General features: G+C 54.8%; 1 rRNA gene. It reads left to right on the plus strand.

The features are described from left to right. Positions 1-682, plus strand: a 23S ribosomal RNA gene (locus A8F94_RS12175); the annotation flags it as partial. Between the last annotated feature and the right edge of the window lie 2 nt (positions 683-684).

Below are 684 nucleotides of genomic sequence, written 5' to 3' on the forward strand. Positions count from 1 at the left end.
GGATGGGAGACAGTGTCAGGCAGGCAGTTTGACTGGGGCGGTCGCCTCCTAAAATGTAACGGAGGCGCCCAAAGGTTCCCTCAGAATGGTTGGAAATCATTCGCAGAGTGTAAAGGCACAAGGGAGCTTGACTGCGAGACCTACAAGTCGAGCAGGGACGAAAGTCGGGCTTAGTGATCCGGTGGTTCCGCATGGAAGGGCCATCGCTCAACGGATAAAAGCTACCCCGGGGATAACAGGCTTATCTCCCCCAAGAGTCCACATCGACGGGGAGGTTTGGCACCTCGATGTCGGCTCATCGCATCCTGGGGCTGTAGTCGGTCCCAAGGGTTGGGCTGTTCGCCCATTAAAGCGGTACGCGAGCTGGGTTCAGAACGTCGTGAGACAGTTCGGTCCCTATCCGTCGTGGGCGCAGGAAATTTGAGAGGAGCTGTCCTTAGTACGAGAGGACCGGGATGGACGCACCGCTGGTGTACCAGTTGTCTTGCCAAAGGCATAGCTGGGTAGCTATGTGCGGACGGGATAAGTGCTGAAAGCATCTAAGCATGAAGCCCCCCTCAAGATGAGATTTCCCATTCGAAAGAAGTAAGATCCCTGAAAGATGATCAGGTTGATAGGTCAGAGGTGGAAGCGCGGCGACGTGTGGAGCTGACTGATACTAATCGATCGAGGACTTAACCATAT

The organism is Bacillus sp. FJAT-27225, from assembly GCF_001685025.1.
In the GTDB taxonomy this organism is placed as follows: Bacteria; Bacillota; Bacilli; order Bacillales; family Cytobacillaceae; genus Bacillus_D.